The 25,355-nt window shown below is 71.9% G+C and carries 24 protein-coding genes; 16 read left to right on the top strand and 8 right to left on the bottom strand.

Features of this window, described 5'->3' with window-relative positions:
• Positions 1 to 6 precede the first annotated feature (6 nt).
• Positions 7 to 1,182 carry an imidazolonepropionase gene (gene hutI, locus ABZ919_RS19555; protein ID WP_361249089.1) on the top strand — a complete coding sequence of 392 codons (1,176 nt, stop codon included), beginning with the start codon at positions 7 to 9 and terminating at the stop codon, positions 1,180 to 1,182.
• Between the two features lie 45 nt (positions 1,183 to 1,227).
• Here the strand turns inward: hutI and ABZ919_RS19560 are convergent, their stop codons facing one another.
• Entirely contained in the window at positions 1,228 to 2,799 is a 1,572-nt protein-coding gene (locus tag ABZ919_RS19560; protein ID WP_361249092.1) for an RICIN domain-containing protein, read from the bottom strand.
• A gap of 316 nt (positions 2,800 to 3,115) precedes the next feature.
• Complete coding sequence (locus tag ABZ919_RS19565) at positions 3,116 to 4,024, bottom strand: RNA polymerase sigma factor SigF (protein WP_361249095.1); 909 nt, start codon at positions 4,022 to 4,024, stop codon at positions 3,116 to 3,118.
• A 232-nt stretch (positions 4,025 to 4,256) separates the two neighbouring features.
• On the opposite strand from ABZ919_RS19565, the gene ABZ919_RS19570 reads away from it, so the two are divergent.
• The 6 genes from ABZ919_RS19570 (at position 4,257) to ABZ919_RS19595 (ending at position 10,630) form a co-directional block, all read left to right on the top strand.
• Positions 4,257 to 4,634 carry an STAS domain-containing protein gene (locus ABZ919_RS19570; protein ID WP_361249098.1) on the top strand — a complete coding sequence of 126 codons (378 nt, stop codon included), beginning with the start codon at positions 4,257 to 4,259 and terminating at the stop codon, positions 4,632 to 4,634.
• Positions 4,635 to 4,935: 301 nt separating this feature from the next.
• Positions 4,936 to 5,505, top strand: coding sequence for an ATP-binding protein (locus tag ABZ919_RS19575; protein WP_361249100.1), 570 nt, complete (start codon positions 4,936 to 4,938; stop codon positions 5,503 to 5,505).
• Positions 5,506 to 5,793: 288 nt separating this feature from the next.
• On the top strand, positions 5,794 to 6,483 hold the full coding sequence (locus tag ABZ919_RS19580) for an LPXTG cell wall anchor domain-containing protein (RefSeq protein ID WP_361249103.1): 690 nt from the start codon (positions 5,794 to 5,796) through the stop codon (positions 6,481 to 6,483).
• Positions 6,484 to 7,017: 534 nt separating this feature from the next.
• Positions 7,018 to 8,190: a hypothetical protein gene (locus ABZ919_RS19585; protein ID WP_361249105.1), complete on the top strand. Its 1,173-nt coding sequence runs from the start codon at positions 7,018 to 7,020 to the stop codon at positions 8,188 to 8,190.
• Complete coding sequence (locus ABZ919_RS19590; RefSeq protein ID WP_361249108.1) at positions 8,187 to 9,335, top strand: hypothetical protein; 1,149 nt, start codon at positions 8,187 to 8,189, stop codon at positions 9,333 to 9,335. The genes ABZ919_RS19585 and ABZ919_RS19590 overlap by 4 nt, the downstream gene beginning before the upstream one ends.
• Before the next feature lie 23 nt (positions 9,336 to 9,358).
• Positions 9,359 to 10,630 carry a hypothetical protein gene (locus ABZ919_RS19595; RefSeq protein ID WP_361249110.1) on the top strand — a complete coding sequence of 424 codons (1,272 nt, stop codon included), beginning with the start codon at positions 9,359 to 9,361 and terminating at the stop codon, positions 10,628 to 10,630.
• 109 nt (positions 10,631 to 10,739) lie between these two features.
• Here ABZ919_RS19595 and ABZ919_RS19600 read toward each other — a convergent pair whose 3' ends face one another.
• Positions 10,740 to 12,245: an oligopeptide:H+ symporter gene (locus ABZ919_RS19600; RefSeq protein WP_361249113.1), complete on the bottom strand. Its 1,506-nt coding sequence runs from the start codon at positions 12,243 to 12,245 to the stop codon at positions 10,740 to 10,742.
• Positions 12,246 to 12,739: 494 nt separating this feature from the next.
• Between ABZ919_RS19600 and ABZ919_RS19605 the strand changes: the two genes are divergently transcribed.
• A complete protein-coding gene (locus tag ABZ919_RS19605) occupies positions 12,740 to 13,417 on the top strand; it encodes a response regulator transcription factor (protein WP_020940464.1) in 678 nt (225 codons plus the stop codon).
• Positions 13,418 to 13,460: 43 nt separating this feature from the next.
• Complete coding sequence (locus tag ABZ919_RS19610) at positions 13,461 to 14,732, top strand: ATP-binding protein (protein WP_361249116.1); 1,272 nt, start codon at positions 13,461 to 13,463, stop codon at positions 14,730 to 14,732.
• A 32-nt stretch (positions 14,733 to 14,764) separates the two neighbouring features.
• Here ABZ919_RS19610 and ABZ919_RS19615 read toward each other — a convergent pair whose 3' ends face one another.
• Positions 14,765 to 15,265: a GtrA family protein gene (locus ABZ919_RS19615; protein ID WP_361249118.1), complete on the bottom strand. Its 501-nt coding sequence runs from the start codon at positions 15,263 to 15,265 to the stop codon at positions 14,765 to 14,767.
• Between the two features lie 182 nt (positions 15,266 to 15,447).
• Between ABZ919_RS19615 and ABZ919_RS19620 the strand changes: the two genes are divergently transcribed.
• From ABZ919_RS19620 to ABZ919_RS19635, 4 genes are all read left to right on the top strand, one after another.
• Positions 15,448 to 16,587 carry a 5-(carboxyamino)imidazole ribonucleotide synthase gene (locus ABZ919_RS19620; protein WP_361249121.1) on the top strand — a complete coding sequence of 380 codons (1,140 nt, stop codon included), beginning with the start codon at positions 15,448 to 15,450 and terminating at the stop codon, positions 16,585 to 16,587.
• Entirely contained in the window at positions 16,584 to 17,105 is a 522-nt protein-coding gene (gene purE / locus ABZ919_RS19625; RefSeq protein WP_361249124.1) for a 5-(carboxyamino)imidazole ribonucleotide mutase, read from the top strand. Before ABZ919_RS19620 ends, purE begins: the two co-directional genes overlap by 4 nt.
• Positions 17,106 to 17,110: 5 nt before the next feature.
• The gene (locus ABZ919_RS19630) at positions 17,111 to 18,289 is read left to right on the top strand and encodes a dipeptidase (protein WP_361249126.1); all 1,179 of its coding nucleotides are present in this window, start codon (positions 17,111 to 17,113) and stop codon (positions 18,287 to 18,289) included.
• 450 nt (positions 18,290 to 18,739) lie between these two features.
• Complete coding sequence (locus tag ABZ919_RS19635) at positions 18,740 to 19,834, top strand: dipeptidase (RefSeq protein ID WP_361249129.1); 1,095 nt, start codon at positions 18,740 to 18,742, stop codon at positions 19,832 to 19,834.
• A gap of 16 nt (positions 19,835 to 19,850) precedes the next feature.
• Here the strand turns inward: ABZ919_RS19635 and ABZ919_RS19640 are convergent, their stop codons facing one another.
• On the bottom strand, positions 19,851 to 20,261 hold the full coding sequence (locus tag ABZ919_RS19640; protein WP_361249132.1) for a VOC family protein: 411 nt from the start codon (positions 20,259 to 20,261) through the stop codon (positions 19,851 to 19,853).
• Between the two features lie 16 nt (positions 20,262 to 20,277).
• Positions 20,278 to 20,637, bottom strand: a complete 360-nt coding sequence (locus tag ABZ919_RS19645) for a VOC family protein (protein WP_361249135.1) — start codon at positions 20,635 to 20,637, stop codon at positions 20,278 to 20,280.
• A 95-nt stretch (positions 20,638 to 20,732) separates the two neighbouring features.
• Here ABZ919_RS19645 and ABZ919_RS19650 point away from each other — a divergent pair, with 95 nt between their 5' ends.
• Positions 20,733 to 21,239 (top strand): CGNR zinc finger domain-containing protein, encoded by a 507-nt coding sequence (locus ABZ919_RS19650; protein WP_361249137.1) that lies wholly within the window; start codon positions 20,733 to 20,735, stop codon positions 21,237 to 21,239.
• 107 nt (positions 21,240 to 21,346) lie between these two features.
• Here the strand turns inward: ABZ919_RS19650 and ABZ919_RS19655 are convergent, their stop codons facing one another.
• Positions 21,347 to 22,690 carry a UDP-glucose/GDP-mannose dehydrogenase family protein gene (locus tag ABZ919_RS19655; RefSeq protein WP_361249139.1) on the bottom strand — a complete coding sequence of 448 codons (1,344 nt, stop codon included), beginning with the start codon at positions 22,688 to 22,690 and terminating at the stop codon, positions 21,347 to 21,349.
• Positions 22,691 to 22,870: 180 nt separating this feature from the next.
• On the opposite strand from ABZ919_RS19655, the gene ABZ919_RS19660 reads away from it, so the two are divergent.
• A complete protein-coding gene (locus ABZ919_RS19660; RefSeq protein WP_361249141.1) occupies positions 22,871 to 24,028 on the top strand; it encodes an acyl-CoA dehydrogenase family protein in 1,158 nt (385 codons plus the stop codon).
• 180 nt (positions 24,029 to 24,208) lie between these two features.
• On the top strand, positions 24,209 to 24,571 hold the full coding sequence (locus ABZ919_RS19665; RefSeq protein WP_361249144.1) for a four-helix bundle copper-binding protein: 363 nt from the start codon (positions 24,209 to 24,211) through the stop codon (positions 24,569 to 24,571).
• A 38-nt stretch (positions 24,572 to 24,609) separates the two neighbouring features.
• Here ABZ919_RS19665 and ABZ919_RS19670 read toward each other — a convergent pair whose 3' ends face one another.
• Positions 24,610 to 25,302, bottom strand: coding sequence for a tellurium resistance protein (locus ABZ919_RS19670; protein ID WP_361249147.1), 693 nt, complete (start codon positions 25,300 to 25,302; stop codon positions 24,610 to 24,612).
• Between the last annotated feature and the right edge of the window lie 53 nt (positions 25,303 to 25,355).

Here is a 25,355-nt window from a genome sequence, read left to right on the forward strand (position 1 = left end):
GACACCATGAGCAGCAGCACCGTCATCACCAACATCGCGACGCTGGTCACCAACGACCCCTCCCTCGGTGACGGATCCCCCCTCGGCCTGATCCAGGACGCGGCCGTCGTCATCGACGGCGACCGCGTCGCGTGGACCGGTGAATCCAGCAAAGCACCCGCCACTGACAACCGGATCGACGCGGGCGGCCGGGCGGTGCTGCCGGGCTTCGTGGACTCGCACTCGCACCTGGTCTTCGCCGGTGACCGCACGCAGGAGTTCAACGCCCGCATGTCCGGCCGCTCCTACACCGCGGGCGGCATCCGCACCACGGTGGCCGCCACCCGCGCCGCGAGCGACGCCGAGCTGGAGGCGAACCTCACCCACTACCTGGCGGAGGCCCTCCGCCAGGGCACCACCACCTTCGAGACGAAGTCGGGCTACGGCCTCACGGTCGAGGACGAGTCCCGCGCCCTGCGCATCGCCGCGCGGCACACCGACGAGGTGACGTACCTCGGCGCCCACATCGTCTCCCCGGACTTCGCCGACGACCCGGCCGCCTATGTCGCCCTGGTGACCGGCGAGATGCTGGACGCCTGCGCGCCGCACGCCCGCTGGATCGACGTGTTCTGCGAGAAGGGCGCCTTCGACGGCGACCAGGCCCGCGCGATCCTCACCGCGGGCAGGGCGAAGGGCCTGCACCCGCGCGTCCACGCCAACCAGCTCTCCTACGGCCCCGGTGTCCAGCTGGCCGTGGAACTGGACGCGGCCAGCGCCGACCACTGCACCCATCTGACGGACGCGGACGTCGACGCCCTGGCCAACAGCGCCACCGTCGCCACCCTGCTGCCCGGCGCCGAGTTCTCCACCCGCGCCGAGTGGCCGGACGCGCGCCGCCTGCTGGACGCGGGGGTCACGGTCGCCCTGTCCACGGACTGCAACCCGGGCTCGTCGTTCACCTCGTCCGTGCCGTTCTGCATCGCTCTCGCCGTCCGCGACATGCGGATGACCCCGGACGAGGCCGTGTGGTCGGCCACGGCGGGCGGCGCGGCGGCCCTGCGCCGCACCGACATCGGCCGCCTCGCCCCCGGCGCCCGCGCCGACCTGACCCTGCTGGACGCCCCCAGCCACGTCCACCTCGCCTACCGCCCGGGTGTGCCCCTGGTCAGCGGGGTGTGGCGGCGCGGCGTGCGGGTGGTCTGAGCAGCCGCTGAGCGGACCGTGCCCGGGCCACGGGCGCGGCCCGTCTCACCTCGCCCCCGCCCGCCATCGCTGGTCCGCGCTGCCGTCCAGCGGATCCAGGACCACCCCGTGCCGGCCCTCCGGGGTGACGGCCGTCTCGATGGCGATGGCCGGGCGGATCGTGCCGTCGGGGTCGACGGTGAAGCGCAGGTTGTCGCCGTTGTCGCCGTAGACGGAGTCGCAGTCCCAGATGCCGACGCCGCGGTCGACCGAGCCCCGGCTGTCCAGGCAGAAATGGTCGTCGGCGCCCGACCGCAGTACGCCCAGGTAGGTGTCGAACCGCCAGCGCTGGGTGTCGGCGGAGGAGCACGGGGCCGTGATGACGTCGTTGCCCTCCGACAGGTCGCCGTCGCGGATGTCCAGACAGCGGCCCGTCGCCAGGTTCACCACCTGGGCGAAGGAGGTGCCGGGCGGGACGAACCGGGGCGTCGGGCGCGGGGTGGGCGCCGACGGCCGGGGAGGGGCCGGGCGCGGGGAACTCGACGTGGGGGCCGGGGACTTCGACGGGGACTTCGACGGGGAGGGCGTGGAGGAGGGCGACGGGGACGGGGTGACGGAGACCGTCGCGGTCACCGTCACCGGCGGAGGCGTGGGTGTCGCCGCCGTCGGCTGCGGGTCGTCGGTGTGCGCCGGGGTGAGCGCGAACACCAGGAGCGGGGCCAGGGCCACGCCCAGGGCGGCCGAGGCCAGCAGGATGCGGTGCCGGGCCGGCCAGGTGGTCTGTACGGCGGGGGGAGCGGGGACGGCCGGCGGCTCCGCTGCGCGTATGTACGTCGTTCCGCTCCACGGCAGCAGGCCCTCCGCCAGGGTCTGCCGGGGCGCGTCCCGCAGGGCCCGCAGGTCCTCGAAGGCGGCCGTGCAGTGCGGACAGCGGGCCATGTGGGCGTCCAGGTCGGCGCTGTAGCGCGGGCCGTCCGGCCGCGCCGCCTCCTCGATCAGCCGGCGGAAGTCGGCGCAGCGCGGGTCGTCGGATGCGGCGAGGCGCTGTCGCAGGCAGGCGTCGGCCAGGGCCTTGAGGGCCTGCGGGGTGCCGTAGGCCACGTCCGCGCGGTTCAGGCCGAGGAAGGCGGCGATCCTGTCCTGCGGCTCCTCCTCCAGCACTCCGTACCAGATCAGGCCCTGCGAGCGGGGCGGCAGCGACTGGAACGCGGGCAGCAGGGGCGGGGTGGGGCCGTCGGGGAGGCCGGACGCGTTCAGCACGAGCAGCAGCCCGGGGTCCACGCCGGCGGAGCGCTCGTCGCGGGCCCAGCCGGCCGCCAGTCCGGCGGCCAGCAGCAGGAACCGGTGGCGCAGCGGGACGGCCGGCTCGACCCCGCGGGCCATCTCGCGGGCCGCCGTGGTGAAGGCCTCGGCCGCCAGCCTGCGGGCGGCGGACTCGCTCGCGGCACACAGCCGCGCGTAGGCCAGTACCGCCGGGTGGTGCCGGCGGCGCAGTTCCTGCAGGGCCGGGTACGCCGTCGGTGTGCGGGAGCGCAGCAGCTCGGTCAGCCGGGCGTCCGGCGCGTCCTCGTAGTCGTCGCCCGACTCGGTGCGGCCCGACTCGGTTCCGCCCGTCCCGGCCCCGTCCCCCTGAGCCATGCGTCCAGCCTCCTCGCACCCACCGGAGACCGCGCCGTTGCGGCCCCCGGGTCTGACAAACCGGCCAGTAGCCAGTTCGGGGGGCCATAGTGGTCGAGGGGGGCCGCCGGGAAAAGAGGTTTCCGTGGGTAACCACATAACGGTTGGGAGCACAGGGCCCCTTGGGGGAAGAAGTCGCCAAGAACCAGGAATGGCAGGCCTCTTCACGGATACCCGCACCAACCGGAGGGGTGGCGCCCTGGGCGGACGCGCCGCGGCGGCCCGGCGTTGCGGGCCGGGCCGCCGCGAAGGCGTCACTCCGGCAAGGATCCCGGGGTCATTCCTCGACCGTCAGTCCCTTGCGCAGCCGTACCAGAGTGCGGGAGAGCAGCCGGGACACGTGCATCTGGGAGATGCCGAGTTCCTCACCGATCTCCGACTGGGTCATGTTCGCCACGAACCGCAGGGAGAGGATCTTGCGGTCGCGAGACGGGAGTTCGGCGATCAGCGGCTTGAGGGACTCGATGTACTCGATGCCCTCCAGACCGTGGTCCTCGTACCCGATGCGGTCCGCGAGCGCGCCCTCGGTCTCGTCCTCCTCGGGCTGGGCGTCCAGCGAGGAGGCCGTGTAGGCGTTCGAGGCGGCCATGCCCTCGACGACCTCGTCCCGGGAGATGCCGAGCTTCTCGGCCAGCTCCTGGACCGTCGGGGCCCGGTCCAGCCGCTGGGCCAGCTCGTCCCCGGCCTTGGCCAGGTCCAGGCGCAGCTCCTGCAGCCTGCGCGGGACCCGCACGGACCACGAGGTGTCGCGGAAGAAACGCTTGATCTCACCGATGATCGTCGGCATCGCGAAGGTCGGGAACTCGACGCCGCGGGAGAGCTCGAAGCGGTCGATCGCCTTGATCAGGCCGATGGTGCCGACCTGGATGATGTCCTCCATGGGCTCGCTCCGGGAGCGGAAGCGGGAGGCGGCGAACTTGACGAGCGCCAGGTTGAGCTCGACGAGGGTGTTGCGGACGTACGAGTACTCGTGCGTCCCTTCCTCCAGCGACTCCAGGCGCTCGAAGAGGGTCTTGGACAGGGCCCGCGCGTCGACCGGGCCGATCTCGTCGTACGGGGGGATCTGCGGGAGTCCATCGACGGGGTCCAGGGGATCGATGGCATGATCCAGTTGTTCCGGTGGGGGTGTCGACGTCGCGATCGGGGTAGGCGATGCGTCGAGCCGGGGTGACATGGTGTCCTCCATCGTTCTCGGCAATAAGGCTGCCGAAGCCAATGCGTGCACGGTGTGCGGCGCCTCCGAAGCCGGCGTGTAGGGGCAGGTGTCCTTACTAGCCCTACCGGGTCTTGGGAGGGGATCGCAAGTGCGTTCTGTTCAGGTATGTCCGATTCTGTGAGGTTGTTCGGGTGCCAGAGTGTGCTTGGAGGGCGTAATGTTCGAGAGCAGTCAGCGTCCACGACCTCGGGAGAGAGACGGCATGGACCACGGGACGGTCGGCAGCGCACAGTCGGGCCGGCTTCTGGTGGAGGTGCGGGAAGAGGGCTCCAGCGCCGTTGTGACACCGGCGGGTGAGCTCGACCACCACACCGCCGATCTTCTGCGTGAGCCCCTCGACGACCTCTTGGGCAAGGGCTTCTCGCGCCTTGTCGTGGATTGCGCGCGCCTGGAGTTCTGCGACTCCACGGGCCTGAACGTGCTGCTCGGCGCCCGGCTGAAGGCGGAGGCCGCCGGTGGCGGGGTTCATCTGGCGGGGATGCGGCCGGTGGTCGCCCGTGTGTTTGAGATCACAGGGGCCGAGGCGGTCTTCACCGTGCACGACTCCGTGGAGGCGGCCCTGTCCGACGGCGCAGGCTGACGCCGCCGTCCCGCCCTCCCGTGTGCCACCGGCCACGGACGCCCGCAGCGGTTACACCGAAAACGGGAGTGTTGTGCCGGAACGGCCGGGCAGGAGAGGGCAGGAGAAGGCGGCACACCCTGACGAGCGCCGGCCCGGACCGCCCCGGGACCGGCGAAGCGACTGGACGTGGACGGGACGTACGTGCGACGGACGGGCGAGCAGGACACCCGCGCGACCTGGGCGGACGACGGACCGGCCGGCACGAACTGGTGCCGGCCCATTGAATTGTGAACCGGTGAATCGGTGAGGTGAAGCGCTGATGAGCACCACCCGGCCTTACTCGCCGGGCGACCGCGGCCCGGAGCCCAGCGGCGCTTCCGGGGCGTCCGCAGGGGGTGCGCCCATGCCGGGCGTGCCCACGGGGGCAGCCGCGCCGTCCGTGCCGTCCGGGGCCGCCGGCGGCACACAGGACACCGGCGGGCCACAGGTCCGCAGAATCGCCCTGCAGGGCGAGAGCGGAGTCGTCCCGCTCGCCCGGGATTTCACCCGCCAGGCGCTGTACGCATGGGGCTGGCTGCCCGCCGGCGGCGCCGACCAGCGGGCCGCGGCCGAGGATGTGCTGCTTGTCGTCTCCGAACTGGTCACCAACGCCTGCCTGCATGCCGAGGGTCCCGACGACCTCCTTCTGACCTGCGACAACAAGGTGATCCGGGTGGAGGTCTCGGACCGCGGCACCGGCCAGCCGGCCCCTCGTACCCCGCACCGAGCCGGTCGTCCCGGCGGCCACGGCATGTTCATCGTGCAGCGGCTGTGCCTGGACTGGGGCGTCGTACGCGCCACGGGCCGGCCGGGCAAGACGGTCTGGGCGGAGCTGGGCGCCCCGGCGTAGTCCGCCGGACGTGCCCGTCCGCGGGACGCATGCCGAGGGGACGGAGGCGGGAGGGCGCACGCCCACACGCTCGACGCCTCGCGACTGGCCGGACAGCGCCGGACAGTGCCGGTGCAGTGCCGAGTTTCCCGGACTCACCCTCCACTCGAGCCACGCGTCACACACGCCGGATCGCCACAACTCCGGCGTGTGATGCGTCTTCCCTCCTCACGGTGCCGGGCGTACCTTGACGGCCGAATCTGATGTGCCGTCAGGAAATGCCGTCGCAATGATTGGGGTGGACCGATCGTGTCGTACCCGAAACGAACCGCCGCGGTCGCGTCCGCCGCGGCCCTGGCCGGCTCGGTGGTGCTGCTGTCCGCACCGGCGGCCCACGCCGACGTCGTCGACGTCGACTACCGCTGTCAGACCCCGATCGGCGTCAAGAGCGCCGTCTCGCCGATCGCCGTGCAGGGAGTCAAGAGCGGCAGCGGCTACAAGATCACCATGTCCTGGCAGAAGGGCGTCTCCTCCAGCCCCGTCGAACTGGGCAAGGGCGCGATGACTCCGAGCGCGAGCATCACACTCGGCGGCGCCGACAGCGGCACGCTTCCGGTCAGCGGACCCGCCAACGCTGCGGCCATCCCCGCCAACACCCCCATCAAGATCAGCGACTTGAGCGGCACGTACACGCCGAGGAAGACCGGCAAGGTCACCTTCACGCCGGGCACGCTCGTCATCAAGGCGCTCGGTACGACGACGACCTGCACCCCGACCAACAATCCCAAGCCCGGGCTCACGCTGGACGTCACCGCGGCAGGCGGTTCCTCCTCGTCCTCGTCGTCCTCCTCGTCCTCCGCGCCTTCCGGCGGACAGCTCCCGCAGACCGGTCCCGAGGACTCAGCGATCGCCCTCGGCACGCTCGGCGGCACAGTGCTCCTCGCCGGCGCGGCGGGCGCGCTCTGGCTGACCCGGCGCGGTCAGGCGGTACGCCGCTGACGGCCGGCCCACCGACCGCCGCCCCCAGGCCACCACCTCCTTGCCCTCGGCCCCGGCCGACTCCCGGGCCGTCGGCCGGAGCCGACCAGCCATCGCCGAACCCCCAGGCCGCCGCTGGAGCCGCCCATGCCACGCACCGCCCGCGCCCGGAGCACCGCCCACACCGACGCCCCGTACCGAACCCGGACCCGCCGCGGGGCCGGAGCCGAGGCCTTCGCTGGGACCGGTCGTGCCGAGTCCTGCGTTGCGACGGGTGATGTCCAGGCGCGCGCCGAGACCGGTGCGGCAGGCGCGGAGACCGCTGTCCGGGCCCGCCGTGGGGCAGAGGGCGCCGGGACCGGGGCTGAGGCGCGCGCCGGGAGCGGTGCCGGGAGGAGCGCCGGGAGCGGCCACCGGCGCTCGCACCGGACACGCGTCCCGCTCCCGTTCCGCGTCTCGCTCCGGTTCCGCGTCTCGCTCCGGTTCCGCGTCCCGCGCCCGGTTCGTGCGCAGCTCCCGGTCCGCGCCCGGCACTCCACACGCCACGCCCTGCCCGTGGTCCTGGGCCTGGGTGCCGTGCTGTGCGTCGTGCTGGGGGCGGTGCTGGGCAGCGCCCCCAGCGCCTGGGGCGCTTCCACGGGATGGTCCGTCTCGCCCGCGGGCGGCGGCCGCCCCTTCTTCTATGCCGAGGGGCCGCCCGGGACGGCCCTGCAGGACACGGTGTCCATCACCAATCCGGGGCGCGCACCGGTCGTCGTACGGCTGTCCGGCACCGGTCTGCGGACCGCCTTCGCCGACGGCGCCGGGAAGGGGATACGCGTCCCGGCCCGCACCCGCGCCGAAGTGCCCTTCACGGTGACCGCGCCGGCGGGGGCCGCGCCCGGCGACCGCGCCGGTGCCGTCGTCGCCCGGGACTCGCGGGGCCGTACGGAGACCGTCGCCGTCCGGCTGCGCGTCGGCGGACCGGCGCTCGCCGCGCTGACCGTGGAACACCTCGCCGTACACGGCCACCGCATCACGTACGAGCTGGTCAACCGCGGTACGACCGTCCTCGTACCGAGGCTCGCGGTGCGTGCGGACGGCGTCCTCGGCCGGATCCTGGACCGCGCGCCCCGCACCCTCCCCGTCCGCCTGCGCCCCGGCACCCGCCTGGAACTCACCGAGCCCTGGGCGGACCGTCCCGCACTGGACGCCGTCGACGTACGGCTGACGGTCACGGCACGGGGCGGAGCCCACGATTCGGCCACCGTATCGGCGCGCTTCGTGCCGTGGCCCGGCGTTACGGGGGCGGCCGGCGTGCTGCTGGCAGGGGTGGCCGTGGTGATCACCGCCCGCGGCCGACGAGACCGCACCCCTTCTGGCGCACCGGCGGCCGCTGGTTCGCACCCGGGCAGCCCGGCGTCCGGCGACGACCGCGCGTCCGGGGCCCCGGCCCCCGGCGTCCTGGCGGCCGACGCCGCGAGGCCTGAGGAGCCGGCGGCCGGGGGCTCTGGGCCGGCGGAACCGGCGTCCGGCGACCCGCTCCCAGGCGGCCCCGGCCCCACGGCGGGCGGCTCCGCGCTGCACGGCCCCACGGCGGGCGGCCCGGTACCGGACGGCCTCACGGCGGGCGGCCCCGCGCTGCACGGCCCCCCAGCAGACGGCCCCCCGACCACTGCCGCCCGCGGTGCAGCGGCTGTCGGGTTGCCGGAGCACGCCGGTGTGTTGACGGAAGGCGCGGTGAAGTGAGCGGGAAGGCGAGGAATCTGCGGCTGGCGGCGCTGGTCGCGGTACTGGCGCTGCTTCTGGTGCCGGTCGGCGGCCCGGCGTCCGCGGCGGGCGGGCCGGGTGTGAAGCTGTCGGCGACCCAGGCCGGTGCCGGCGGCTCGGTCACCGTCAGCGGCACCGGCTGGCGGCCGCACACGTTGCTGATGCTGCTGGTGTGTGGGCGGGCCACCCCGTCCCGGGGGGTGATCGGCGGGACCAACTCCTGCGCCAACGGCGACGGCCGGGCCGTGACCACCGGCGCCCAGGGCGTCTTCAGCAGGAAGCTGCCGGTCGCCGAACCGCCCGTGCCCTGCCCCTGTGTGGTGCACGTGGCCACCGTCACCGGCGCCCAGGCCGAGGCGGACGCCGTCCTCCAGGTGGCCGGGCACCCTGTCGCCCCGCTGCCCGCCGAGCGTTCCGGCGGCCGGCTGGCGGTGCTGTCCGACACCCGGCTGACCGGTTCGAGCGGCCCGCTCACCTGGTTCGGTGCGCCGCCGAGCCGCACCCTCGTCTTCACTGTGGGCAACACCGGCACGAGCACGATCGAGGACCCGGTGTTCCAAGTCGGCTCGGCGCACGGCGTCTTCGCCCCGCAGTGGGACGACCGGCAGTGGCACGGCCGCCTGGCGCCCGGCAGGAAGGCCGAGGTCAGGCTCCCGGTCGAGCTGTCGGCGGGGGCGCACGGCGACTACACCGTCTCGCTGAAGTACGACGGCAGGGTCCTCGCCGAACAGCCGTGGGGCGTGGGCCGCCCCTGGGGCGTGACGCTGTTCTGGATCCTGCTCTGCCTGGTGGTCCCGGCCGCACTGTTCCGCATCGGCATGGCCGTGGTGGACCGGGTACGGCCGCGCCGGTCCGGCGGGAGCCACCGTACCGGCCCCCCGAGCCTGCCCCGGCCCGCCGCCCTGCGCCTGCCCCGGCCCGCCGCCCTGCGCCTGCCCCGGCCCGCCGCCCTGCGCCTGCCCCGGCTGCCGCGCTCCCGCACCCCCGAACCGCCCCCCGCGAACCCCACCCTGCCGTGGTTCGCCCCGCACTCCGGCCCGGGCGACCCGGCCTGCCGGCTCTCCGCACCGCACAACGACAGCCCGTCGAGTCCTACGACCCCCACCAGGAAAGGACCAACGTGAGCATCCGAAGGAGAGGTACGGCCGTGGGCGCCGCGCTGGCGCTGAGCGGTGCGGGCGTCCTGCTGGGCCTCGCCGCGACCCCCGCGCAGGCGGCCGAGGTGTCGTTCGCCACCCACTGTGTGCCGCCGGCGGGCATCAGCCCGGTCGACGGCACCACGAAGGTCGAGATCACCGCGCCGGCCACGGCGAAGGTGGGCGACACGGTGGACGTCGTGTGGAAGTTCGTCCAGGCCGCGTCCAAGAACCCCGACATCATCGACCTGCCCGCGAACTCGGTCCAGCCGTCCGGTGTGCTGAAGGCGGCCGGGGCACAGACCGCCGACATCGCGCTGCAGGGGCCGCGGCAGAACCCGGCGATCCCCAAGGGCGGCGCCATGGTGCTGTCCGACATGAAGGGCAGCATCAAGCTGACGACGGCCGGCGAGGTGACGCTGACACCGGACGCGTACACCGTCAACGCGATGTCGACGGACACCAGGTGCACGCCCAAGGAGAACGTGCAGAAGGCGGCGACCATCCAGGTGACGGGCAGTGACGGCGGAGGCGGCACCTCCAGCGCGACACCGACGCAGTCGACGACACCGACGCAGTCGGGCACCCCGACAGCCACGCCCACGCCCACGACCACCGCCACGGTGACCGGCGGCACCGGTCAGACCGACTACACCGGCAAGGAGGTGCAGATCCCCTACGCCTGCAAGACGCCGATCGGCGACAAGAACGCGACCTCGCCGGTGCAGATCAACGCCAGGAGGAACGGCGGGAACTTCGCCCTCACCGTGCAGTTCAAGAAGTCGGTGATGAACAGCCCCGCCGAGATCCCGGCGAACTCCGTGAAGCCGTCCATGGAGGTGGCGCTGGGCGGTGCCGACAAGGGCACGGTGCATGTGGAGGGCCCGACGAACGCGCAGCCCATCAAGTCCGGGGACCCGATCGAGATCCCGGACCTCACCGGCACCTACAAGCCCGGCGCGAGCGGCAGCTCGACGCTGTCACCGGGCGTGCTGACGGTCAAGGCGCTAGGTACGACGACGACGTGCACGCCGACGAAGACCGAGGTCTCGCTCACCCTGGACACCAGCGGGCAGCCGGGCGGCGCGTCCGGTGGCACGTCCACCTCCGGCGGCACGTCCTCCTCGGGCGGGTCCACCGGCGGCAGCAGCGGGTCCGGCGGCCTCGCCGAGACCGGCGCCGGCGACCACGGCGCGCTGAAGGCGCTCGGCCTGGTGGCCGGCACGGCGATCCTGCTGGGCGGCGCGGTGTTCACGTTCATGCCGAAGCGCAGGGCGCGCTAGCTCCCTGTGCACGAAAGACGCAGGACGCGCCGGCTCCCCTGCGTACGAGAGAGGGCCACCGCATCCCGGGGATGCGGTGGCCCTCTTCAGGGAACGTTCAGGGCCTGCGTCAGTGGACGTCGCCCATGAGCTTGTTGACCTTCTTGCGGTACATCCACACCGCTCCACCGGCGAGGACGGCGAGGACGGCCTCCAGGGCGACGAAGCCCATCTTGTCGAGGTTGACGCCGCCGATGGCCGGGTTGGAGACCAGCGCGGTGATCGAGTCGCCCGCGGTGACCGCGAGGAACCAGACACCCATCATCTGGGAGGCGTACTTCTTCGGGGCCATCTTCGTCGTCACGGACAGACCCACCGGCGACAGCGTCAGCTCACCGATGGTCTGCACGAAGTAGATCGCGACCAGCCACATCGCCGCGGCCTTGTGACCGCCCTCGGCGATCGACAGCGGGGCGAGGAAGAGGAAGAAGGACGCACCGATCAGCACCAGGCCGGAGGCGAACTTCACGATCGTGCTCGGCTCCTTGCCGCGCCGGTTCAGCCACAGCCACGCCCAGGCGAAGACCGGCGCCAGGGCCATGATCATGACCGGGTTGACCGACTGGTACCAGGAGACCGGGAAGGTCCAGCCGGCGATCGAGTTCTTGGCCGAGCTGTCCGCGAAGAGCGACAGGGTCGAGCCGCCCTGGTCGTAGATCATCCAGAAGACGGCGGCGGCGACGAAGAACCAGATGTACGCCGACACCTTCGACTTCTCGGCCGTGTCGAGGTCCTTGTCCCGGCGGATGCGGGCGATGACCATGACCGGGATGATCAGGCCGATCAGGGTGAGCGGGATCAGCGCCCAGTTCAGGGTGAAGTGGCCGGTGCCGCCGACGAGGCCGTAGAAGACGGCGGCGATCGCCAGCCAGATCAGGCCCTTGCGCAGCGTCGCGGACTTCTCCGCGGGGGTCAGCGGGGTCGGGACCTCGCTGCTCTTCGCGCTCAGGTGGCGGCCGCCGAGCAGGTACTGGGCCAGACCCAGCGCCATGCCGAGTGCGGCCAGCGCGAAGCCGAGGTGCCAGTTGACGTTCTCACCGACGGTGCCGATGACCAGCGGCGCGGCGAAGGCGCCCAGGTTGATGCCGATGTAGAAGAGGGTGAAGCCACCGTCGCGGCGCGCGTCGTCCGGACCCTTGTAGAGGTGGCCGACCATCGTGGAGATGTTGGCCTTCAGCAGACCCGAACCGATGGCGACGAGACCCAGGCCGACGAAGAAGCTGGCGGCCACGGGCAGCGCCAGGCACAGGTGGCCCAGCATGATGATCACACCCGAGACGGCGACCGTCTTGCGGGGGCCGAGCACACGGTCGGCGAACCAGCCGCCGGGCAGGGCGAGCAGGTACACGAGCGACACGTACACCGAGTAGATCGCGGTCGCCGTGCCGGCGCTCAGGTGAAGGCCGCCCGGGGCCACCAGGTAGAGCGGGAGCAGTGCCCTCATGCCGTAGTAGGAGAAACGCTCCCACATCTCGGTCATGAAGAGGGTGGCCAGGCCGCGGGGGTGGCCGAAGAAGGTCTTCTCGGAACCGGGGGTGCCCGGGCGGACCGAGTCCTTCGTCAGGCTGGACGCCATGGTCGTTCCTTGCTGGTCGGGACGCGCTTTGGAGCGCTGCGCGCCCGGTGGGGGAGCGGCCGGCACCGGCGGGGTCGGCCGTCCGCCCCCAACGCCCGAGGGGAGTTCCGATTCCGGGTCGCGGAAGCGGTGGACGGCGACCACCGGGATCCACGCCCGGGACGCCACGATGCGTCCGAGCCCGGCCAGAGGTCATTCCTTTCAAGGCTGGTGTTCACCAGCCCGTACACAAAAGAGACCTTCAGCGTCGTCTGCCCGCCAAAGGTCTCCGATGTACTACAGGCGCTCAGGTCACTGTAAGGCAGGACAGTGCCTGATATGGAAGGACTTGAGACACGGATCACAGGTGTCCGCGGAACCGTGCGACCGGAATCGAAGGTCTCTCCTACGATCGCATCCCCAGAGCGATGGTTCGTACCAGCCGCGTACGAAGGTAAGAGTTCCTGGAAGCGATCACACCCCGGCACCCTGCGCAGGCGGTCTACCATCACCTCATGACCCGTGTACTGCTCGCCGAGGACGACGCGTCCATCTCGGAGCCGCTGGCCCGCGCCCTGCGCCGGGAAGGTTACGAGGTCGAGGTGCGCGAGGACGGACCCACCGCGCTCGACGCCGGAATGCAGGGCGGCGTCGACCTGGTCGTACTGGACCTGGGCCTGCCGGGCATGGACGGCCTGGAAGTCGCCCGCAGGCTGCGGGCCGACGGCCACACCGTGCCGATCCTCATCCTGACCGCGCGGGCCGACGAGGTGGACACCGTCGTCGGCCTGGACGCGGGCGCCGACGACTACGTCACCAAGCCCTTCCGGCTCGCCGAACTGCTCGCCCGGGTGCGGGCGCTGCTCCGGCGCGGGGCCGCCGAGCCGCAGCAACCGCCGGCCACCCACGGAGTGCGGATCGACGTCGAGTCGCACCGGGCGTGGATGGGTGACGAGGAGCTCCAGCTCACGGCCAAGGAATTCGACCTGCTGCGGGTGCTGGTGCGGGACGCCGGCCGGGTCGTCACACGCGATCAGCTGATGCGCGAGGTCTGGGACACCACGTGGTGGTCGTCCACCAAGACCCTCGACATGCACATCTCCTGGCTGCGCAAGAAGCTCGGCGACGACGCGGCGAACCCGCGGTACATCGCGACCGTCCGCGGCGTGGGCTTCCGGTTCGAGAAGAGCTGAGCCCCGCCTCCCCGGGACCAGCGATCACCCCAGGTAACGGAACATGCGCCGACGTCTCATCCAGTCCACCCTCGCCGTCGTCCTGGTCGTGATCGCCGTCTTCGGCGTGTCGCTGGTGATCGTCGAGACGCGGACGATCAGCAACAGTGCCCAGGAGCGGGTGGAGTCCGAGGCGGTGCGGCTGGCCAGCATCGTGGACAGCCGGATCCTCGCCGCGGAGAACGTCAGCGCGGACGTCCTGCGCAATCCGGTCAGCAAGGAGCAGTACGCCGTCATCCGCAGGCCGGGGCAGCCCCCGATCGAGATCGGCACCAGGCCGCAGGGTGATGTGATCCGCGCCACACAGCAGGGCGAGGAGGGTGAGACGGTCACCGTGCAGGAGCCGCGCTCCTCGGTGACCCGCGAGGTCGGCCGGACCCTGCTGGTCATCGGCCTGGTGGCGCTGCTCGCGGTGGTCGCGGCGGTCCTGCTCGCCGTACGGCAGGCCAACCGGCTCGCCTCCCCGCTGACCGACCTGGCGGAGACCGCCGAACGGCTGGGCTCCGGCGACCCGCGCCCGCGGCACAAGCGGTACGGCGTCCCCGAGCTGGACCGGGTCGCCGATGTGCTGGACTCCTCCGCCGAGCGGATCGGGCGCATGCTGACGGCCGAGCGGCGCCTGGCCGCCGACGCCTCCCACCAGCTGCGTACGCCCCTCACCGCGCTGTCCATGCGCCTGGAGGAGATCACCCTCACCGACGACCCGGACATCGTGAAGGAGGAGGCGAACGTCGCGCTGACCCAGGTCGAGCGTCTGACGGACGTGGTCGAGCGGCTGCTGACGAACGCCCGCGACCCGCGCACCGGCTCCGCCGTCACCTTCGACCTCGACGAGGTCATCAAGCAGCAGCTCGCCGAGTGGCGGCCCGCCTACCGCAGCGCCGGCCGTGCCATCGTCAGCTCCGGCAAGCGGCACCTGCAGGCCGTGGGCACGCCGGGCGCGGTCGCCCAGGTGCTGGCGGCGCTGATCGAGAACTCCCTCATGCACGGTGGCGGCACGGTCGCGCTGCGCACCCGGGTCACCGGCAACCAGGCCGTGGTCGAGGTCACCGACGAGGGCCCGGGCGTCCCGGCCGACCTCGGTGCGCGGATCTTCGAGCGGACCATCAGCGGCCGCAACTCCACCGGGATCGGCCTGGCCGTCGCACGCGACCTCGCGGAGGCCGACGGCGGCCGCCTGGAGCTGCTCCAGACCCAGCCCCCGGTGTTCGGCCTGTTCCTCTCGCGCACGCCCCCGGCCCGCAAGCACGAGGAGGACCGGCCGACTGTCCGTTGAGGCCGGCCGTGACCCGGGTTGCGGGAAGGGGGCTAGGGAACCCGCTGTGACTTCGGCTCGGGCCGGGACCTCTTCGACTCGGCCACCAGGATCGACTCCGCCTCCTGGGAGGGCAGGGCCCGGAAGACCCAGGTGCGGTAGGACCAGAAGCGGAACAGCGTCGCGATGCCGATGCCGAGGAACTTGAAGACGTTGCTCTGCAGCGGACTGTCCCAGCCGAAGCCGTAGGTGGCCAGGTAGAGCACGCCGTTCTCGATCACCAGGCCGATGGCGCTGAAGAAGAGGAAGAGGGTCAGCTCCCTGGTGCGGCCGTTCTTGTCGCGGTCCCGGTACGTCCAGTAACGGAACCCGACGTAGTTGAAGACGATCGCGACCACCGTCGCGATGATGCTGGCGCGCACCACCGGAAGGTCGGAGACGTGTCGGACCAGGTTGAAAACGCCGAGATTGACAAAGATCCCGACGCCACCCACGACGCCGAACTTGGCCACCTCGCGTACGAGCCGTTGCAGCCCCGAGGAACGAGGTTCCATGGCTGTGCAGCTCCCGTCGGTAGGTTTTGTCAGCCCAGCCATGCTATCCAGGTGAACCGGTCGCCGCCTGCCCACTGGACGAAGGCCGGGAAACAGGTCGGGAAGAGGGTGGAAAGCGACGGGTAAGAGATCGTGAGAGGGATGCGATCCGGTCGCCCCGGCGTGGCCGATACGCTATAGGTGTGACGTTCCCGGTAGTCGGCATGGTCGGCGGGGGGCAGCTCGCGCGTATGACGCACGAGGCGGGCATCCCGTTGGGCATCAGGTTCAAGCTCCTCAGTGACACTCCTCAGGATTCCGCGGCGCAGGTCGTGAACGATGTCGTCATCGGCGACTATCGCGACCTGGACACGCTGCGTGAGTTCGCGCGCGGTTGCGATGTGATCACCTTCGATCACGAACACGTACCCACCGAGCACCTCAGAGCCCTGGAGGCGGACGGCATCCCCGTGCGTCCAGGGCCCGACGCGCTGGTGCACGCCCAGGACAAGGGGGTGATGCGCGCCAGACTCGACTCGATCGGCATCCCGTGCCCCCGGCACCGGCTCGTCGCCGATCCGCAGGACGTCGCTGCCTTCGCGGCGGAGGGCGACGGCTTCCCGGTCGTCCTGAAGACCGTCCGCGGTGGCTACGACGGCAAGGGCGTGTGGGTCGTCGACTCCGCCGAAGAGGCCGCCGAGCCGTTCAAGGCCGGCGTGCCCGTCCTCGCCGAGGAGAAGGTCGACTACGTCCGCGAGCTCGCCGCGAACGTCGTCCGCTCCCCGCACGGCCAGGCCGTCGCCTACCCGGTGGTGGAGTCCCAGCAGGTGAACGGCGTCTGCGACACGGTCATAGCCCCGGCCCCCGACCTGGACGAGGACCTCGCGCTCAGGGCGGAGGAGATGGCCCTGACCATCGCCAAGGAGCTCGGCGTCGTCGGGCACCTCGCCGTGGAGCTGTTCCAGACCCGCGACGGCCGCATCCTCGTCAACGAGCTGGCCATGCGCCCGCACAACTCCGGCCACTGGACCCAGGACGGCGCGATCACCTCGCAGTTCGCCAACCACGTCCGCGCCGTCCTCGACCTCCCGCTCGGCGACCCGCGCCCGCGTGCCAGGTGGACCGTGATGGTCAACGTCCTCGGCGGCGACTACCCGGACATGTACTCCGCCTACTTGCACTGCATGGCCCGCGACCCCAAGCTCAAGATCCACATGTACGGCAAGGACGTGAAGCCCGGCCGCAAGGTCGGACACGTCAACACCTACGGCGACGACCTGGACGACGTGCTGGAGCGCGCCCGTCACGCAGCCGGCTATCTGAGAGGCACGATCACCGAATGAGCCCCGTTGTTGGCATCGTCATGGGTTCGGACTCCGACTGGCCCGTCATGGAGGCCGCCGCCAAGGCCCTGGACGAGTTCGAGATCGCCTACGAGGTCGACGTCCTCTCCGCGCACCGCATGCCCCGCGAGATGATCACGTACGGCGAGCAGGCCGCCGACCGCGGCCTGAAGGTGATCATCGCGGGGGCCGGGGGCGCCGCCCATCTGCCGGGCATGCTCGCCTCCGTCACCCCGCTGCCGGTCATCGGCGTGCCGGTGCCGCTGAAGTACCTCGACGGCATGGACTCCCTGCTGTCGATCGTGCAGATGCCGGCCGGTGTCCCGGTCGCCACCGTCTCCGTCGCCGGTGCCCGCAACGCCGGTCTGCTCGCGGCCCGCATCCTCGCCGCGCACGACGAGGACCTGCTGCACAGGATGCGCGACTTCCAGCAGGACCTCAACGACCAGGCCACCGAGAAGGGCAAGCGGCTGCGCTCCAAGGTCGAGAGCCAGGGCCACTTCGGCTTCGGGAAGTGACGTCCGTGACCTCGCTGGACGAAGTCCGCGCGCTGCTGCGGGAGTTCCCGGTGGTCGACGGCCACAACGACCTGCCGTGGGCGCTGCGCAAGGCGGCGGGCTACGACCTGGACAAGCTGGACATCGCCGGGCACCAGGGCGCGCACCTGCACACCGACCTGCCGCGGCTGCGTGAGGGCGGGGTGGGCGCCCAGTACTGGTCGGTGTACGTGCCGGCCGAGCAGCCCGAGCCGGTGGCGGCGACGCTGGAGCAGATCGACTGCGTACGGCAGATGCTGGCCCGCTATGCGAAGGAGCTGGCCCCGGCCCTGACGGCCGCCGACATGGAGGGGGCCCGCCGGGACGGCCGTATCGCCTCGCTGATGGGCGCCGAGGGCGGCCACTCCATCGCCAACTCGCTGGGCACCCTGCGCGGCCTGTACGCGCTCGGCGTGCGCTACATGACGCTCACCCACAACTCCAACGTGGACTGGGCGGACTCCGCGACCGACGAGCCGAGGGCGGGCGGCCTGACCGCGTTCGGCCGTGAGGTCGTCCACGAGATGAACCGGCTCGGCATGCTGGTCGACCTCTCGCACGTGGCGGCGACGACCATGCGGGACGCGCTGGACGCGACCGACGCGCCGGTGGTCTTCTCGCACTCCTCGGCCCGCGCGGTCTGCGACCACCCCCGCAACATCCCGGACGACGTCCTCGAACGCCTCCCCGCCAACGGCGGCGTGGCCATGGTGACGTTCGTGCCCAAGTTCGTCCTCCAGGCGGCCGTCGACTGGACGGCCGCGGCGGACGACAACCTGCGCGCGCACGGCCTGCACCACCTGGACACCAGCCCGGAGGCGATGGCGCTGCACCGTGCCTTCGAGGAGCGCACCCCGCGCCCGATCGCCACGGTGTCGACGGTGGCGGACCATCTGGACCACATGCGCGAGGTGGCCGGCATCGACCACCTGGGCATCGGCGGTGACTACGACGGCACGGCGTTCACCCCGGACGGCCTGAACGACGTCTCCGGCTACCCCAACCTGCTCGCCGAACTGCTCGACCGCGGCTGGTCCAGGTCCGACCTGGCCAAGCTGACCTGGCAGAACGCGGTACGGGTACTGGGCGCGGCCGAGGACGTGGCCCGTGACCTGCAGGCGACCCGTCCGGCCTCCCACGCCACCATCGAGTCGCTCGACGGCTGAGCGCGCGGCCCGGCGGGGCGGGCCGGCCGGTGTGACCGTTCGTTCCGCCTGGGTTGTCAGGTGCCGGTACCGGACCGGCTGAGGGGTGCGCCGAGGACCAGCCGCCCGGCCGGCTCCGGCCTGCCGAACGCAACCAGGTCGGCGCCGGCCGCCCGTGTCCCCGTCCCCCAGGTCGACCGTCCGGTGTCCCCGTCCCCCCGGGGCCGGCCGTCCGGGGGCCTGGCCCGGCCCGCCGAGGGGCACCGCATCGGCCGCGTGACCGGCGGCGCGAGGCGGTCCCGGAAGCCCCTGGACCAGGCCATCCGTACCACCCGGGAGGCCCGATCGGTCGTACCCCCGAACGCCCCACTCACCAGGAAGCCCTCGTCCCCTCCGTGCGACCGTGGCGATACGCGCCACCACGACGTAGCTCACGACCGACGTAAGCGACGACGACGTACGGAGCCCGCCATGGCCGACCTCCAGGACGACAGCCCCATCACGACCGAGGCCGGCGAGGGCGACGGACTGCCGGACGACCCCTTCCCCCAGGAGCCGACGTTCCTGGAGCGGGCCCACACGCTGCTCGCCGCCCACCCGGTCGCCGACGGCTACAGCGGACTGCCCTGGGCCCTGCGCCATCTGCCCTGGTACGACCTGGAGCTGGGGGAAGCGGCCGTCGACACCGACGTCCCGCGGCTGCGCGAGGGTCACGTCGGCGCGCTGTTCTGGTCGCTGCACCTGCCCGAGGGCCCCGGCGGCGGCCGGGCGATGACCGCGACCCTGGAACAGCTGGACCTGGTGCACTCGGTGATCGAGGCCCATCCGGAGGGCCTACGCCTGGTGCGCACCGCCGGACAGATCATCGACGCCCGCAACCACGGCCGGGTCGCCGTGCTGCTGGGCCCCGCCCACGCCACCGCGCTCGACGACTCCCTGCGCATCCTGCGCATCCTGCACACCCTGGGCCTGCGGGTGCTCACGCTCGCGGGCACGGCCTGGGCGGGGGAGAAGGGGCTCACCCGGTTCGGTGAGGAGGCGGTGCGCGAGATGAACCGGCTGGGCGTGCTCGCCGATGTCTCCGGCGCCTCCCCGGCCACCGCCCGACGCGCCCTCGCGCTGTCCAAGGTCCCGGTGCTGTGCACCCGCTCCGCCGCCCGGGCCCTGCGCCCACACCCCGCCAACCTCTCCGACGAGCTGCTCGCCGCGCTGGGTTCGGCGAAGGGCCTGTGCATGGTGCCGCTGACCGCCGAGCAGACCGGGCCGACCGTCCATGACGTAGCCGACCACCTAGACCATGTGCGGGACGTGGCCGGTCCTGAGTGCGTCGGCCTGTCCGGCACCTACGACTCCGGCGCCGTCCACCCCCGCGACCTCGCCGACGCCTCCCGCTACCCGCACCTGATCGCCGAACTGCTCCGGCGTGGCTGGTCCGAGACCGAGCTGGCCCTGCTGACCTGGGGCAACGTCCAACGGGTGCTGCGCAGCGCGGACTTCACCGCCCGGGCCGCACAGCACCGCAGGGAGGCCTCCAACGCCAAGATCGCGGAGCTGGACAACTCCTGACCGGCCGCTCGGCGCCTCACGGACGATCGATCCGGCACAGGCAGAACGGATGCCCGGCCGGATCGGCGTACACCTGGAAGTCCTTCTTCTCGCGGTCCTCCAGGTCCAGCGGCCGGCCGCCCAGCGCGAGCACCCGCTCATGGGCCGCGTCGACCTCCGCCCAGGTCCGGCCGGCGTCGAAGTCGAGATGGAACTGCTGGCCGTTGCGGTCCGCGCGCGGCCACTCCGGCGGGGTGTGCCCCTCGGCCCGCTGGAAGGCCAGCCGCGGCCCGTCCGGCACCTGCAGCACCACCCAGTCGTCGTCCTCCCCCTCAGCGGCGCCTTCCCCGGAGGGGGTACCCCCGGCCACGGCCGCGTAGAAGCCGGCCAGCGCCCAGGGATCGGGACAGTCGAGCACGACGGAACGGAAACGGGCCACGGATGCCATGGGATCCTCCCTGGTTTCAGCAGGCGCACAGGCAGAACGGGTGCCCTGCCGGGTCGGCGTACACACGGAAGGTCCGCTCGCGGTCCTGTGCGTCCAAGGGCTTGGCGCCCAGCTCCAGCACGCCCTTCTCCGCCGCGTCGAGGTCCTCCACCACCAGGTCGAGGTGGAACTGCTGCGAGGCGTCCGGTGCGGGCCACTGCGGCGGCACGAACCCCGGTGCCCGCTGGAAGGCCAGTGCCGGGCCGCCGGGCACCTTCAGGTCCACCCAGTCGCCCTCGTCCTGGACGGTGCCGCCCAGCACCTGGGCGTAGAAGCCGGCGAGCGCGCGCGGGTCGGGACAGTCCAGCACCACGACGCCGAGCCTGGCGAGAGCCATGACTACCTCCTTGTGTCACGGACAGCGTTACCCCTAAGGACGGGTAACCGGTAACGGTTACTGCATGCTCCCCCATAGGAGGTAACGTCGCAAGCATGAATGACAGATCGGCCGCTCCCGGAGCCCTGGCGCTGGTCGAGTCCCTGGTCAACACGCTGGACATGGAGACCGGCGCCGACACGCTGGACACGGCGGAGGGCCGGGGGCGCTTCGGGATCGCCGAGGACGGGCTGGAGGAAGCGCGACAAGTGCGGGAGTCGCTGCGGGCCGTGCTGCTCGCGCACGCCGGCCACCGGCCGCACGACGACGTGACCCCGCTCGGCGAACTGCTGGCCCGTGCCCCGCTGTACGTCGCCGTCGACGAGCGGGACGGCTCCGCGTCCCTCACCCCCGCCCTTGACGGGCCGCTGCTCTCCCGCGTCGCCGCGGCCGTCGCCGAGGGGCTGGCGGAAGGCACGTGGATGCGGCTGAAGGCATGCGAGGCCGACGACTGCCACTGGGCCTACTACGACCGCAGCCCCGCCGGGCGGGGCCGCTGGTGCTCGATGCAGGTGTGCGGGGCGCGGGCGAAGATGCGCCGTTACCGGGCCAAGGAGGGGTAAGACACAGGCAGTTCAGCGGCCACGTATGTGTGCGGTGGTGCAGAATGCGAAAAGACGCCGGTTCGGCCGACTGAGCCTCGGCCGAACCGGCGTCACCTTCCGGCTGCTCACGCCGTCGGGCGGCCCATCGCCCGGAACGTCCAGCCCGCCCGCCGCCACTGCTCCGGGTCGAGCGCGTTGCGGCCGTCCAGGATCGTGCGGGCCGCCGCGACCTCGCCGAGCGCCGCCGCGTCCAGCTCCCGGAACTCCCGCCACTCGGTGAGGTGCAGGACGACATCGGCGCCCCGCACGGCCTCCAGCGCCGTACCGGCATAGCCCAGGGTGGGGAAGACCTTGCGGGCGTTGTCCATGCCCTTCGGGTCGTACACGGTGACCTGGCCGCCCTGGAGATGGATCTGGCCGGCCACGTTCAGCGCGGGCGAGTCGCGCACGTCGTCCGAGTCGGGCTTGAACGTCGCGCCGAGCACCGCGACCCGCTTGCCGAGGAAGGAGCCGCCGCCGAGCGCCTCCCGGGTCATCTCGACCATCTGGCCGCGCCGGCGCATGTTGATGGAGTCGATCTCGCGCAGGAAGGTCAGCGCCTGGTCCGCGCCCAGCTCACCGGCCCGCGCCATGAAGGCCCGGATGTCCTTCGGCAGACAGCCGCCGCCGAAGCCGATCCCCGCGCGCAGGAACTTCTTCCCGATCCGGTCGTCGTGCCCGATGGCCTCCGCCAGCTTCGCCACGTCACCGCCCGCGGCCTCGCAGACCTCCGCCATCGCGTTGATGAACGAGATCTTCGTCGCGAGGAAGGAGTTCGCGGCCGTCTTCACCAGCTCGGCCGTCGGGAAGTCGGTCACGACGAACGGCGTGCCCTCGCCGACCGGGGTCGCGTACACCTCCCGCAGCAGCTTCTCGGCCCGCTCGCTGCGCACGCCCACCACGATCCGGTCCGGGTGCAGGGTGTCCCGCACGGCGAAGCCCTCGCGCAGGAACTCCGGGTTCCAGGCCAGCTCCGCGTCGCCGCCCGCCGGGGCGTGCTCGGCGAGATGGCGGGCCAGCCGCTCGGCCGACCCCACCGGCACGGTCGACTTGCCGACGACCAGCGCCGGGCCGTGCAGATGCGGGGCGAGGGAGGAGACCGCGGAGTCGACGTAACTCATGTCGCAGGCGTACTCGCCGTGCTTCTGCGGGGTGTTCACACACACGAAGTGCACATCGCCGAACGCCCCGACCTCGGCCCAGTCGGTGGTGAACCGCAGCCGCCCGGTGGAGCCCTCGATACCCGCGACGTGCCGGCGCAGCAGCTCTTCGAGACCCGGCTCGTACATCGGGGTCTCGCCGCGCTCCAGCATGGCGATCTTCTCCGGTACGACGTCGAGCCCCAGCACCTCGAAGCCGAGCTCGGCCATGGCCGCGGCGTGTGTGGCGCCGAGATAGCCGGTGCCGATCACAGTGATCTTCAGGCTCATGGGTGCGCTCCAGCTAGGGGACTCTCTCGTGCGGTGCCCGAGCATAGCCGGGCCGGTCACGGGGCAATTTCCCCGCTGTCGCGTAGCTCACGTAGGCGTCCCACGGACGGCCCTCTAAAATTTGAGTTACTTAACGGTAATTAGCGTCAGTATCACTGCGTCTTTGGAGCGTGAGAGACCGTGGCCGGATCGGCTGACTTCGACCTGTACCGCCCGTCCGAGGAGCACGACATGCTCCGCGACGCCGTCCGTTCCCTGGTCGAGGCGAAGATCGCGCCGTACGCCGCGGCGGTGGACGAGGAGGCCCGCTTCCCGCAGGAGGCCCTCGACGCCCTCGTCGCGGGCGACCTGCACGCGGTGCACGTCCCCGAGGAGTACGGCGGCGCCGGTGCCGACGCGCTCGCCACGGTCATCGTGATCGAGGAGGTCGCCCGCGCCTGCGTCTCCTCCTCCCTGATCCCCGCCGTGAACAAGCTCGGCTCCCTCCCGGTGATCCTCTCCGGCGGCGAGGAGCTGAAGAAGAAGTACCTGACCCCGCTCGCCAAGGGCGACGCGATGTTCTCGTACTGCCTCTCCGAGCCGGAGGCGGGCTCGGACGCCGGCGGCATGAAGACGAAGGCGGTCCGCGACGGCGACCACTGGGTCCTCAACGGCGTCAAGCGCTGGATCACCAACGCGGGCGTCTCCGAGTACTACACGGTCATGGCCGTGACGGACCCGGGCAAGCGCACCAAGGGCATCTCCGCCTTCGTGGTCGAGAAGTCCGACGAGGGCGTCTCCTTCGGCGCCCCGGAGAAGAAGCTCGGCATCAAGGGCTCCCCGACCCGCGAGGTCTACTTCGACAACGTCCGCATCCCCGCCGACCGCATGATCGGCGAGGAGGGCACCGGTTTCGCCACCGCGATGAAGACCCTGGACCACACCCGCATCACCATCGCCGCCCAGGCCCTCGGCTGCGCCCAGGGCGCCCTCGACTACGCCAAGGGCTACGTCCAGGAGCGCAAGCAGTTCGGCAAGCCGATCGCCGACTTCCAGGGCATCCAGTTCATGCTCGCCGACATGGCGATGAAGATCTCGGCGGCCCGTGCCCTCACCTACCAGGCCGCCGCCGCCTCCGAGCGCGGCGACGCCGACCTCACCTACCTGGGCGCCGCCGCCAAGTGCTTCGCCTCGGACGTGGCGATGGAGGTCACCACGGACGCCGTCCAGCTGCTCGGCGGCTACGGCTACACCCGCGACTACCCGGTCGAGCGCATGATGCGCGACGCCAAGATCACTCAGATTTATGAGGGCACGAACCAGGTCCAGCGGATCGTCATGGCCCGCAACCTGCCGTAACGGTCCGGGTCCGCAGGCTCTTGCGTGAAGGCGCCCCCGGGGGGCGCCTTCGTGCTTTCCGGCGCCTTCGCGTTTCCTCGGGGCACCTTACGACCGGTCGGTCACATGCGGGCCCGGCCGGGCCGTCGTAGGACGGAAGCACACGGGACCCGCCCCGGGCCCCCGCTCCGAGGAGGAGCCATGACCCAGTCCCAGATGATGCCTGCCCTCACGCAGCAGATGCAGGACTGCATCGAGGCCTGCATGAACTGCCACAGCATGTGCGAGGAGGCCATGAGCTCCTGCATGCAGAAGGGCGGCCAGCCGCAGATGCAGGTCATGCGCGCCCTGATGGACTGCTCCGAGATGACCCGCATGTGTGCCGACATGATGATGCGGCGCTCGCGCATGTCCGCCGAGATGTGCACGCTCTGCGCCAAGGTCTGCGAGATGTGCGCCGAGGCATGTATGTCCATGCCGGACGACCAGCAGATGATGCGCTGCGCGGAGGCGTGTCGCCGCTGCGCGGAGACCTGCCGGGCCATGGCGGGCGCCGGCATGTGAGGCCCCGTCCGGCATAGTGCCGTACCGCGCGTACGGGTTCAGTCCTTGGTCATCCAGACCCAGGGGAAGCCGAATCCGTATGCGCGGTCCATCACTTCGTTCACCGACTGGTGTGGCGTGCCGGCGAACCACCGGACCTCCCGGCGGACGGTCAGCGCACCCGCTTCCGGAACGGCCAGGGCGATCGCACAGCCGTTCACTCCACCGGGGGAGTCGTCCAGGGCGATGCGGAACCCTCCGGACGGCGCGGTGACCGTGGCGACGGCACCGAGGCTGCGGAAGTCCACGGCACCGTCGTAGACGTACACGTAGAAGAGCAGCCGGCGGAAGTGCTCCCGCCGGCCGAGGTTGACGCGGACCGTCTCCCCGTCGGAGGAGGCGCCCGTGCGGTCGTCCTGGTCCAGCTCCACGTACGGCCACTGGCCCAGGGAGCCGAACGCCCTGCCGAGCGGTTGTACGGCCACGCCCCTCCCGTCGGTGCACGAGACCATGCAGCCCAGGTCCAGGTCGGCCCCGGCCGACTCCGGCCAGTTGAGGTTCACCTGCAGGATGCCGCGGCCCGTGACCCGGGCCCGGGGAGCCTGGCGGGTGAGCACGGCGTCCCCGGGCGGGACGCGGCGCGGCCGGGCGTCCGGCCGGAGATCCGGGAGGGGTGCAGTATCGGGTGCCGTCCCGGGCGCCGTACCGGGCTTCAGGCGGATCGTGCCCCGGCGGCGGTTGTCGTTGCTCAACGTCCCCTCCTCGGACCGCCGTTCGCACCTCCGGCGTGATCCCCGAGTGTATG

The organism is Streptomyces sp. NPDC046759, assembly GCF_040645475.1.
GTDB lineage: Bacteria > Actinomycetota > Actinomycetes > Streptomycetales > Streptomycetaceae > Streptomyces.

Excerpts from the sequence above, each read along its gene's own strand:
- purE (WP_361249124.1), top strand. The coding sequence starts at position 16,584 with ATGAGCCCCGTTGTTGGCATCGTCATGGGTTCGGACTCCGACTGGCCC.
- ABZ919_RS19600 (WP_361249113.1), bottom strand. The coding sequence starts at position 12,245 with ATGGCGTCCAGCCTGACGAAGGACTCGGTCCGCCCGGGCACCCCCGGT.
- ABZ919_RS19570 (WP_361249098.1), top strand. The coding sequence starts at position 4,257 with ATGGACCACGGGACGGTCGGCAGCGCACAGTCGGGCCGGCTTCTGGTG.
- ABZ919_RS19575 (WP_361249100.1), top strand. The coding sequence starts at position 4,936 with ATGAGCACCACCCGGCCTTACTCGCCGGGCGACCGCGGCCCGGAGCCC.
- ABZ919_RS19605 (WP_020940464.1), top strand. The coding sequence starts at position 12,740 with ATGACCCGTGTACTGCTCGCCGAGGACGACGCGTCCATCTCGGAGCCG.
- ABZ919_RS19610 (WP_361249116.1), top strand. The coding sequence starts at position 13,461 with ATGCGCCGACGTCTCATCCAGTCCACCCTCGCCGTCGTCCTGGTCGTG.
- ABZ919_RS19560 (WP_361249092.1), bottom strand. The coding sequence starts at position 2,799 with ATGGCTCAGGGGGACGGGGCCGGGACGGGCGGAACCGAGTCGGGCCGC.
- ABZ919_RS19615 (WP_361249118.1), bottom strand. The coding sequence starts at position 15,265 with ATGGAACCTCGTTCCTCGGGGCTGCAACGGCTCGTACGCGAGGTGGCC.
- ABZ919_RS19645 (WP_361249135.1), bottom strand. The coding sequence starts at position 20,637 with ATGGCTCTCGCCAGGCTCGGCGTCGTGGTGCTGGACTGTCCCGACCCG.
- ABZ919_RS19665 (WP_361249144.1), top strand. The coding sequence starts at position 24,209 with ATGACCCAGTCCCAGATGATGCCTGCCCTCACGCAGCAGATGCAGGAC.
- ABZ919_RS19640 (WP_361249132.1), bottom strand. The coding sequence starts at position 20,261 with ATGGCATCCGTGGCCCGTTTCCGTTCCGTCGTGCTCGACTGTCCCGAT.
- hutI (WP_361249089.1), top strand. The coding sequence starts at position 7 with ATGAGCAGCAGCACCGTCATCACCAACATCGCGACGCTGGTCACCAAC.
- ABZ919_RS19635 (WP_361249129.1), top strand. The coding sequence starts at position 18,740 with ATGGCCGACCTCCAGGACGACAGCCCCATCACGACCGAGGCCGGCGAG.
- ABZ919_RS19650 (WP_361249137.1), top strand. The coding sequence starts at position 20,733 with ATGAATGACAGATCGGCCGCTCCCGGAGCCCTGGCGCTGGTCGAGTCC.
- ABZ919_RS19655 (WP_361249139.1), bottom strand. The coding sequence starts at position 22,690 with ATGAGCCTGAAGATCACTGTGATCGGCACCGGCTATCTCGGCGCCACA.
- ABZ919_RS19565 (WP_361249095.1), bottom strand. The coding sequence starts at position 4,024 with ATGGAGGACACCATGTCACCCCGGCTCGACGCATCGCCTACCCCGATC.